The organism is Psychrobacter sp. DWR1-2-3 (genome assembly GCF_049896465.1).
In the GTDB taxonomy this organism is placed as follows: Bacteria; Pseudomonadota; Gammaproteobacteria; order Pseudomonadales; family Moraxellaceae; genus Psychrobacter; species Psychrobacter maritimus.
In genome coordinates, this window is record NZ_JAFCUJ010000008.1 from 78,000 (window position 1) to 87,570 (window position 9,571).

Consider the following 9,571-nt stretch of genomic DNA (forward strand, 5'->3'; position numbering starts at 1 on the left):
CTTTAAGCCTATTTCTACTATAGTAGGATTACTTTGAAATCGATACCAGTCGCACACAGCTATAACGTATCGTTTTTATTTTTGGTTCTGCTGCTGTAAGCGCTGAAGTTGCTTGCTCAGTTGACGCTCGCGCTGGCTCATGGCATCGACCGGCTGTATCCATAAGTCAATATCCATAAAGCTATCTTTATCCTCTATGATAAAATCTATCCCAAGCACAATAACGTGATGCAGCTCAGCTGTCGGTAAACGTGTGGCAACGTCTAAAGCAATTCTCGCCAAGTTCGGTTGAATAGCTTTTTTGCTATGCTGTCCTTCTGCATCCTGTCCATAAAATATCAGCACATAGTGCCGACCTAAACACTCATAGGAATGTTGATGAACGACATAACCTTGTTGTTGCAGACTTTGCTGCTGCTTTGGATGCCGATATAAAGTACGAACCAGCTCATGGCGCGAAAACAATGATTCATCTAGTATTTGCTGCTGCCAATGAGAAAGCTCTACTTGCTGCTCCCTGCCTTTTCTAGCAATAAACTTTTCACTAACCGTCGTTATCATTTGGCTGCTAAGCTGTGACCATAAAATAGCCGCTTGCTGCATGTGCTGCTGATACATCTGGCTAGTAGGACTATGATTTTTTTGTGCAAGCGCCATAGCAATCAGGGCGGCATTGGGCGCATCCTGCATACCATATTTAATCAGCGCATTGTCTATGGCGATAGCTTGGGTAAATAACGTTGAACTGTTTACGAAGTTATTAATCAACGCCTCTTCAGACTCAAAGCTTGGCACATGACTAATAGCGCTCTGTTGCAGCTGCTCTAAGCGATATCTTAAAAATCGCCACAATTCGCATGGCGTATGAAGCGCAGTGAGTATCGATTGCCAGTCGTGCCAGCCAAATATTTGTAACAACTGCCCGTTATCACTCATATCTATAATTAAATCTTCCATAAAATAGCGGGCAGGAAAATCATGTTTTAAGCGTTTATATTTGCCATGCTGACTATCTTTGTCTGCAACATGGCTTGATTCCTCAATATCACTTTTAAATTGAATATCAAAGACCAACACTTCTATCGCGTGCACCATATCGGCTTTTTGCCCAGATAAATAACCTTTATGCCATGCTAAGACTGATTTAATAGCGGTCTTACGCACGCTTTCGATATCAGCGGCAAGCATACCCTCAGGCAAATAAATCCTCAGCTCTAACAACTGCAATTCACCTAATGGTAAGTGGTAAGCAAGTTTTTGAGCTTGATATTGGATTTTATGTGGCGCTTCAAGTGCTTGTATAGCAGGCAATAGCATCTCTAAGTTATCAGTCTGCACATAGCAGGCTAGCTCATTGCCAAGATAAGGCTTATCAGCAGTCGCAGTAGTCGAATTTGACACAATCTCAACCTTTTAATATCAAATAGTATATGGCGACGTATGACTTGCAACGAATACAAAGCATGTTAGCCTAATAATCCTGGCCATTACTTTTAGCAAAAGATTAAACAACATAAGCGCAATTATACACAGTCGCTTTCGTAGCAGTGAGTTGTTATGATGGCATAAAAGCAATCAAAGTTGCGCGAGCTAATCAAGCATCCTAGCGCAGGCTCAACGACTTTCTCTATATAATCACCATCATATGATAACAAGGACTGAACATCATGAAACGCTTTAAAGAAAAAACCGTTATCGTCACCGGTGCGGGCTCAGGTATTGGTCGTGCGACCGCCATTCGCTTTGCAAATGAAGGCGCAAACGTTGTTTTAGTTGGACGTACCGCGGAGACCTTGCAGGAAACCGCTGATGCGTTTCCGCAGGACCGGACTTGGATTCATACCGACAATTTTTTGACCGTCATCTGTGACATCAGCGTAGAAGCTCAAGTACAAGAAATGATGAAAAGAGTCATCGACAAGTTTGAGAGAATTGACGTTTTGGTGAATAATGCCGGTAAAGCCATACAAGGAAAAATCACCGAGCTGTCTTCTGAAGACTGGGAGTCGGCCATCGATGTGAATTTAAATGGCACGTTTTATGTTTGTCAGGCGGCGATGCCACATCTGATTGCCACCAAAGGCAATATTATCAATGTCTCGTCGCTGTCTGGCATCGGTGGTGACTGGAATATGGCCGCTTATAATGCCGCCAAAGCCGGTATCAGTAATTTAACGCGCACCCTAGCCTTAGATCACGGCGCAGATGGCGTGCGCGTCAATGCCGTCAATCCAAGCGTCACTAAAACCGATATGACCAGCGCCATTCAAGATGATAGCAGCAAAACCGATAAGTTTTTAGACCGCTGCCCACTTGGCCGTCTTGCCGCTCCAGAGGAAGTTGCCGCTGTCATTACTTTTTTGGCGAGCGATGATGCGTCTATGATTACTGGTGTGAACTTGCCCGTTGATGGCGGTGTCAGCGCGTCTAATGGTCAGCCGCATTTCTAAGCAGCCATTCAATTTAGCCTAAATTTTATCACTTTAAGATTAAAAAAGAAGCCCCTGATATTTTGCTATCAGGGGCTTCTTTACTATAGATAATTAGTAATAAGACCGTTAAATCTTAATCAATCTGCTTATTAATATCCTGTAAAGGCTGCGATAAACGCTCGGGATGTCTGGGTATCACGCCTTGATACTGGGCATAGATTTTTGGTAAATCAGCGTCGATATCACCGCTAGGATAAACCAGCGACATAAAACGTATCTCTTTGGTCTTATAATCCATCGCCACGGGCAAAATTGGCACACCAGCACCTACTGCCAAATAATAAAAGCCCGATTTCCAGCTTTCGGTATATTGCCGCGTACCTTCTGGCGCTAAACCCAAAAATAGCGGCTTACCGGTTTTGAATTTATCGATACTCGCTTGCAATACCGAGCCTTTATTCCCGCGATCGATAGGAATAACCCCTATCCAATTTAATAGCTGCGCAAATAATGGCACTTTAAACAGCGTATGCTTGCCCATAATACTGATTTTTAAATCTAGGGCAAATAAGCTTGGTATCGCATAAATACCATCGACGTTAGAGGTATGCGGTAGCGCTAAAACCACGGCCTGCGGTATGTTTGGAATCTCACCAACCGTACGCCAGCCCGCGGCCTTTAATAACGCTGATGCGATAATTGGCGCAGCTTTATTACCACGCCTTGGGACCAAATTACCCAAATGTTTTCTGCTTAATGTCGGGAATACTTTTGAGCGCGTAGGCTTAGAAGCAGTTGATTTAGAACGGTTAAATAGCTTTGATGTCATAACGGCACCATGTAATAAAAGATAGCTACATAATAACATTAAGCTTGTGCTGCTTAGCTGAATTTTGCAGGCTTTTATTACCTGATAGCTTACTCAATTATTTATATATATGAACATATATAAATAAAGCCTATAAAATCGACGCCTATTCCTGCTCTCTCATCACTCTTTAGGAAATATCGGCTAAGTTACCTTTGTTCTCAAGCCAAGACTTACGATCTGCCGCGCGCTTTTTAGCCAATAGCATATCCATCACACTATTGGTCAATACCATATCATCCATATCTAACTGCACTAAACGGCGGGTATCACGGTTCATGGTGGTCTCACGCAGTTGCTCTGCGCTCATTTCACCCAAGCCCTTAAAGCGCGTAATTTGCGCTTTCTTATTGCCCGGTACATTGGCCAAAATATGCGCAAGCTCAGGCTCATCAAGCGCATAATGCACCTCTTTACCGACATCGACACGATATAAAGGCGGCATCGCCACAAATAAGTGACCAGCATCTACCAAGGCAGGGAAATGTTTAACAAACAGGGCGCAAATCAACGTAGCAATATGCAGACCATCAGAGTCCGCATCCGCTAAAATACATACTTTGTCATAGCGCAGCTCAGATAAGTCATCTGACGCTGGATCGACGCCGATAGCAATCGCAATATCATGAATTTCCTGGCTTGATAAAACGGTATCTGATGATACTTCCCATGTATTTAGAATCTTGCCACGCAGCGGTAATATCGCCTGATAATGACGATCGCGCGCTTGCTTGGCACTACCACCCGCAGAATCACCCTCCACTAAAAACAGTTCTGCGCCATCACGCAAATCCCCACGACAATCCGCCAACTTACCCGGCAATGCTGGACCTTGCGTGATTTTCTTACGCGCGACTTTTTTCGCAGATTTTAGACGACGACCTGCTTTATTAATCGCCAACTCGGCAATTTGGGTACCCATATCAGCATGCTGGTTTAGCCACAAGCTAAAGGCATCCTTTGCTAATGTCTGCACCGCACCAGCCGCTTCACGACTTGATAAGCGCTCTTTGGTTTGACCTGAAAACTGTGGCTCAGAAAACTTAAGCGATAGGATATAGTTCACCCCATCCCATACATCTTCTGCAGTCAGCTTGACACTACGAGGCAGTAAATTATGGATATCACAAAACTCGCGTAAGGCTTCCAAGATACCGGTGCGTAGACCATTAACGTGCGTACCGCCTTGCGCAGTCGGGATAAGGTTTACATAGCTTTCTTGCACAGGCGTGCCGCCATCAGGCAGCCAAGACAATGCAAAGGTTATACCAGCACGTTCACCCGCTTTGGCATTGTAATTATAATAAAACGGTGCTTCAGGTAAAGTCTCTAAACCATCTAGCTGCTCGTTTAAATACTCAACCACTCCATCAGTAAACTGCCAAACGACTTTTTCATTATTAATATCATCAACGAACTCAATTGTTAGACCAGCAGCTAGCACGGCTTTGGCTTTTAGATTGTGCTTAAGCTGTTTGACGTTAAATTTAGGCGTATCAAAAAAACTACCATCGGCCCAAAAATGTACTTTGGTACCGCGCTTACGTTTATTTGAGCTGATGGTTTCGGTTAAAGGTGTGACTGCTGCGCCATTCTCGAACGCCATCTCAAACTGCGTGCTATCACGCCATACGGTCACTTCTACTCGCGTCGATAGCGCATTGACGACGGAAATACCAACCCCGTGTAAGCCGCCCGAAACTTCATAATTAGACGTCGAGAATTTACCACCAGCATGCAGACGGGTTAGAATCAGCTCAATACCCGTTTGATTAAATTCGGGATGAATATCGGTTGGCATGCCGCGGCCATCATCTTCGACTGATAACGAACCATCGCTATGCAATTGCACTTTGATAACCTTCGCATAACCCGCCAATGCTTCATCGACTGAGTTATCGATAACTTCTTGCGCCAAATGATTGGGGCGGGTGGTGTCGGTATACATACCTGGGCGACGACGTACGGGCTCAAGCCCTTCTAAAACTTCTAACGATTGCGCATTATATTGACTCACAAATGCATCCTTAACTATTCATGTGCGATTAATTCTATTCGACCATTATAACGAAAAATAGCGACGGTAACGGTAATAGTCAGTCGCTCACGTCAGATAATGTCGTCTATTTAAGTTGCTTGATATACCAAGTTCTCTATGAGCCTCTATGTCAGATTTATTTGAACTTAGAGCAAATTCCTTAACATCTCAATTACCATTGGCAATTGTGCTCCAAAGTCACTAAACCTGTGATCACCACCGGCTTGCATGGTTACTGTTACTCCCTGTTCTTTATAAAATTGCTTAGACAGTTTGGGATTTAACAGCTCATCGCCATCTTTGATTAATACAGAAATTTTATCAGGATAATTAATAGTGGATAGCTGATGCGCTGCAAACCATTGCAAATCTGCATGAGTAATATCCCACCCACCTGCTGTCGAATGAATTATCTGACTGTCTAAATCCTCTTCTTCAACATTATTTTTTGCAGCCGAATCCTTAGCAAAGCGCTGTAATGTCACATGCGGCTGCGTGCTAGGATTTAATAGTAGTGCTGGGCAGCCGATATGATTGCTGACCAAGGTAGAAAAATAACCACCTAATGAGCTACCGACCAATATTGTGTTTGACGATTTAAACTTCCCATCTTCAGCATGATTACCATTGCTATTCAAATTTTCGATTAATAACAATATCTGATTGAAAACTTGATCAGGCGTCTTATTCAAATCAGGTCGCAATATATTGATATCAGAATGATACTGGCGGCAATAATCCTCTAACAACTCGCCTTTAGTAGAGTTCGCATCGCTGTCGAGCCCATGAATATAAATAACGTTCACGTATAATCTCACTTATTAATTTTGTTATGATTGCTATATATGAATAATAAAAACTCAGCATAGCATTACGTTAATAAAAACAGTAACAATAAAACCGCACATTATTATTCACTATTTGCGACATAATAGTGTTTTAGAATGAGATTAGGCACATTAAAGGAATAACGAAAATAGCAATGGAGCCGCCATGAATCAGCAGTTTGAGCTGTTCGAGATTGCCAATCCATGCATTGGTGTCTGTCAAAGCAATAAAAAAGGCTATTGCTTTGGCTGCTTACGTAGTCGACCTGAGCGTCAGTTATGGCATGAGATGACGACTGAGCAGCGCCGTGAGGTGCTACGGCTTGTCTCTGGACGTAAGCTGCGTATCGAGCAGATGAGACAGCGCAAAGGCGAGCAGTTAGGGTTTGATTTTGAGGAAGTGGTTGGGGAGTTGTTTTAAATAGCTCACTGATAAAGGGCAAGTAGATTAAACTAGTTAATTCAAGAGTAAAATTTTAGTTTTAGAAATTTTTAGAAAAAGATTTATTTATAATGTTTACATTAATCTCTCTATCCTACTAGCACTTGTTATAAAAGGTCAACTAGCTGAAATTGAATAAATCAGTTGCTGTTTTTTTACATCTAAAGACAATAAATTTGTAGCTAAATCATCTACTGCTGCAGGAGTAATGTGGGTGAGCATTTTATATGATGTTAATACCAATAAAAAATATTGACAAATCCTCCCTGCTTCAACATATAAATTCCGAAGAGCTCTATCATGTCTATATCTCCACATAGCTCTATCGTAATTCGCGACCATAAATATAGTAAATGAGGCTGATAATGGAGCATCGTGACCTATTAATAAATCATACGCATCATTTCTACTGACTAATAGGCCCGTTTCCTCCAACCTATTAATATCAGGATGATATATATAAACTTTCTTAAGTAACCCATCGCAGCTATAATTAGCAATGTAGAAATCGAAACACGATCCTAAACTAGAATAAATCGAATTTGCATCGTCCTTACTCGGATTCCAAGTATCTCTAAATCTTAAGGTTGAATAAAATAATATTGAAGACAATGTTTTTTTATCACACTTTCCTGCTCTAGGTCGCTCAGAGCATTTTCTTTTAAGTAATACGTCACCAAAATACTCGACAGTCGGGGAAATGAAGTTTGAATCAGAGGAAACTAATTCTCCCACCAATTTTGGTGTAGGTAATTTTGTTTTATCTGAATACTCCAAGACAGCTTCTGATTGTGCCTGCTTATAATCGACAAAACTATCAGAGAAACTAAACTTTCTAGAATTCAAAAAAAACTCAAGTGATCTTCCCCATCCTCTTGACGACCATTGACGATATTTTTCAGACTGCTCTGAAGAAATATTTCTATTTCTAAAAATCTCATCATATAAAATTTTACAAATCTCATCTTCGACAGGATCTAAGTTCTCACACCCTTTCTTAATAGCAGTTACAAATTTTTGGAATGCTCCTTTGGTTAAACGTAGTTTTTTATTAGATATCGGATCACTTACAATATAAGCTACATTTTTATTTTCCATCCTTGTGACTCGAATAGATACTGATTGTAGAATATGATTAAAATTTATAGTCATCCTAGTGCAACTCCATAAACTACTGACTCATCTAGACAGTTTATCCTTAAAATACTTTCAATAAACTCATCATTAATTCCATGATGAGTATATGTGGAAATGCCCAAACCTTGAGCTGTAAGCTCCATGGTAGCAATTAGATGCCCAATATCCATAAATGGCGTTCTAAAAGTTCTCGGCTCACGATATCGAAACATATTACGACCGAAAATAGATGTCATAACAGCATAAGCCTTTGGTTTAAAATCGGATCGATTCAATCCATCAAAATGAATATTCATTTCCTCAGTAGTAGGAAGGTCAGCAACCTTAATCAAGGCATTCTTACTAACTGAAAAATGATAGCATCCCGGTTCTATACCTATAACATCAACGCAAAAAAAATAACCCTCTGAGGGATGCCTACATCCACCTGATGGGCTAGTTTTCCTTATAAGATCTTCGACTTTCTTACCCGAAATTACTTTTCTGTGCCTGAGTTTCCCAAAGGTTATTGCAGCTAGTTGCAATAACCTGTCCTTATCAAGACCGTTTTTTAACATTGAGCCTGAGAATATAGTAAGTGTATCAATAGTTAGTTTTGAGCAAGCTTCTCGAGAAGTTGGTGCACTTATTGCTAAAAGTGTATTTTCAAATAACTTTGTTCTTGATGGCTCGATGTCCAGCATTCTGTATTCATGCATTACATCAATATCATTAGAATCTCCATCTAAAGAATAATTCTCAAATGGATAATTGAAAGTTAAAAGATGGTAATCCAAAGATTCAAACCAACCATTATCATGCCACAGCTCTATCAACTTCATTTTCTCTAAATACTCAGCTTCTGATTCAATAAGGAAGCCATTAGAGATCAACCAAAGTATTGCTCCTGACAAATCTATTTCATTTTTTTTCAAAATAGATTTAAGTTCATTTTCTGCCTCATCAACTTCATTGCCTTCGATAAAAGACGAAATGAGTAGGCAAACCTCTGAGCTAACATCATATTCTTTTTTAGTATCTAAACTTAATAATCTCCATTTACCACTGTTATCAGTGGGTACATACATACGAATATTTGGATTTGACCACAGTTTCATAGAACCTCCGATCATTATTTTTTTATTAATTGCGTCTGAGAAATCTACTAAGAAATCGAGGTTTAACATTGCTACTTATTGGACTTTCACCCTGCTGCTTTAAAGCTTTATTAGTATGAGCTAACTCTTCAATTTTAAACTCTTCAGATATATTCCAAAGCTTAACTATACCCTTATCTGACTGAAGAACCCTAACATTATCAATGCTCAAACCCAACTTATTGGCAACATCCTCCTTTACTGCGGATTTTGAAGGATAAATAGAACCTTTAGGTATTCCATTTTTTGCTAGCTTATCTTTTCCAGATTCACTATTAACTAGCTGAAGTGAATAAAAGGTCCCTTTTTCAGTTTCTTTAACCTCAACGTACGCAGTTATATTTTCTTTAGAATTACGCATTTTTAATTCTCCTTCAAAAGACTGGTAATCATTTTAGTATATAATCTATTATCTTACATATTAAGTAGTCATCTTCAAAGCTAGTAATATTAATATAACAGTAAAATCACCATCATGCACTACTCACTCAATACCAATTGATTATTTAATAGCTTAAGTAGGTAAAAATCTTCAAATTAATTGAGAAACCAGGGTATATTTATAAGTTTAAACAAAGAAAAGCCCCTCAACAATTAAGTTGAGGGGCGATTCAGGAATAGAGAGCTGACGATGACCTACTCTCACATGGCCGGAGCCACACTACCATTGGCGCGATGATGTTTCACTTCT

Annotated in this window: 9 protein-coding genes; 2 read left to right on the forward strand and 7 right to left on the reverse strand. The window is 40.2% G+C overall.

What is annotated here, in order from left to right:
* Positions 1-75: 75 nt before the first annotated feature.
* Complete coding sequence (locus ACP7AA_RS12000; RefSeq protein WP_426223699.1) at positions 76-1,401, reverse strand: hypothetical protein; 1,326 nt, start codon at positions 1,399-1,401, stop codon at positions 76-78.
* A gap of 266 nt (positions 1,402-1,667) precedes the next feature.
* On the opposite strand from ACP7AA_RS12000, the gene ACP7AA_RS12005 reads away from it, so the two are divergent.
* Positions 1,668-2,450: an SDR family NAD(P)-dependent oxidoreductase gene (locus ACP7AA_RS12005; RefSeq protein ID WP_426223700.1), complete on the forward strand. Its 783-nt coding sequence runs from the start codon at positions 1,668-1,670 to the stop codon at positions 2,448-2,450.
* A 115-nt stretch (positions 2,451-2,565) separates the two neighbouring features.
* Here ACP7AA_RS12005 and ACP7AA_RS12010 read toward each other — a convergent pair whose 3' ends face one another.
* The 3 genes from ACP7AA_RS12010 to ACP7AA_RS12020 all read right to left on the reverse strand — a co-directional run bounded on the left by ACP7AA_RS12010 (position 2,566) and on the right by ACP7AA_RS12020 (position 6,144).
* Positions 2,566-3,261 (reverse strand): lysophospholipid acyltransferase family protein, encoded by a 696-nt coding sequence (locus ACP7AA_RS12010; protein ID WP_281490716.1) that lies wholly within the window; start codon positions 3,259-3,261, stop codon positions 2,566-2,568.
* Between the two features lie 169 nt (positions 3,262-3,430).
* Positions 3,431-5,317 carry a DNA topoisomerase IV subunit B gene (gene parE, locus ACP7AA_RS12015; RefSeq protein ID WP_201620447.1) on the reverse strand — a complete coding sequence of 629 codons (1,887 nt, stop codon included), beginning with the start codon at positions 5,315-5,317 and terminating at the stop codon, positions 3,431-3,433.
* Between the two features lie 167 nt (positions 5,318-5,484).
* Positions 5,485-6,144, reverse strand: coding sequence for a YqiA/YcfP family alpha/beta fold hydrolase (locus ACP7AA_RS12020; protein ID WP_426223701.1), 660 nt, complete (start codon positions 6,142-6,144; stop codon positions 5,485-5,487).
* 187 nt (positions 6,145-6,331) lie between these two features.
* Here ACP7AA_RS12020 and ACP7AA_RS12025 point away from each other — a divergent pair, with 187 nt between their 5' ends.
* A complete protein-coding gene (locus ACP7AA_RS12025) occupies positions 6,332-6,586 on the forward strand; it encodes a DUF1289 domain-containing protein (RefSeq protein ID WP_426223702.1) in 255 nt (84 codons plus the stop codon).
* Positions 6,587-6,724: 138 nt separating this feature from the next.
* Here the strand turns inward: ACP7AA_RS12025 and ACP7AA_RS12030 are convergent, their stop codons facing one another.
* The 3 genes from ACP7AA_RS12030 to ACP7AA_RS12040 are packed head-to-tail and all read right to left on the reverse strand — an operon-like array spanning position 6,725 to position 9,241.
* Positions 6,725-7,705 carry a SagB/ThcOx family dehydrogenase gene (locus ACP7AA_RS12030; RefSeq protein ID WP_426223703.1) on the reverse strand — a complete coding sequence of 327 codons (981 nt, stop codon included), beginning with the start codon at positions 7,703-7,705 and terminating at the stop codon, positions 6,725-6,727.
* Positions 7,706-7,755: 50 nt separating this feature from the next.
* Positions 7,756-8,841, reverse strand: coding sequence for a SagB/ThcOx family dehydrogenase (locus ACP7AA_RS12035; RefSeq protein WP_426223704.1), 1,086 nt, complete (start codon positions 8,839-8,841; stop codon positions 7,756-7,758).
* A 25-nt stretch (positions 8,842-8,866) separates the two neighbouring features.
* Positions 8,867-9,241: a hypothetical protein gene (locus ACP7AA_RS12040; protein ID WP_426223705.1), complete on the reverse strand. Its 375-nt coding sequence runs from the start codon at positions 9,239-9,241 to the stop codon at positions 8,867-8,869.
* Positions 9,242-9,571 lie beyond the last annotated feature (330 nt).

Bases quoted from the DNA above. Each gene is read 5' to 3' on its own strand.
- ACP7AA_RS12005 (WP_426223700.1), top strand. From the start codon at position 1,668: ATGAAACGCTTTAAAGAAAAAACCGTTATCGTCACCGGTGCGGGCTCA.
- ACP7AA_RS12010 (WP_281490716.1), bottom strand. From the start codon at position 3,261: ATGACATCAAAGCTATTTAACCGTTCTAAATCAACTGCTTCTAAGCCT.
- ACP7AA_RS12025 (WP_426223702.1), top strand. From the start codon at position 6,332: ATGAATCAGCAGTTTGAGCTGTTCGAGATTGCCAATCCATGCATTGGT.
- ACP7AA_RS12030 (WP_426223703.1), bottom strand. From the start codon at position 7,705: ATGGAAAATAAAAATGTAGCTTATATTGTAAGTGATCCGATATCTAAT.
- ACP7AA_RS12035 (WP_426223704.1), bottom strand. From the start codon at position 8,841: ATGAAACTGTGGTCAAATCCAAATATTCGTATGTATGTACCCACTGAT.
- ACP7AA_RS12040 (WP_426223705.1), bottom strand. From the start codon at position 9,241: ATGCGTAATTCTAAAGAAAATATAACTGCGTACGTTGAGGTTAAAGAA.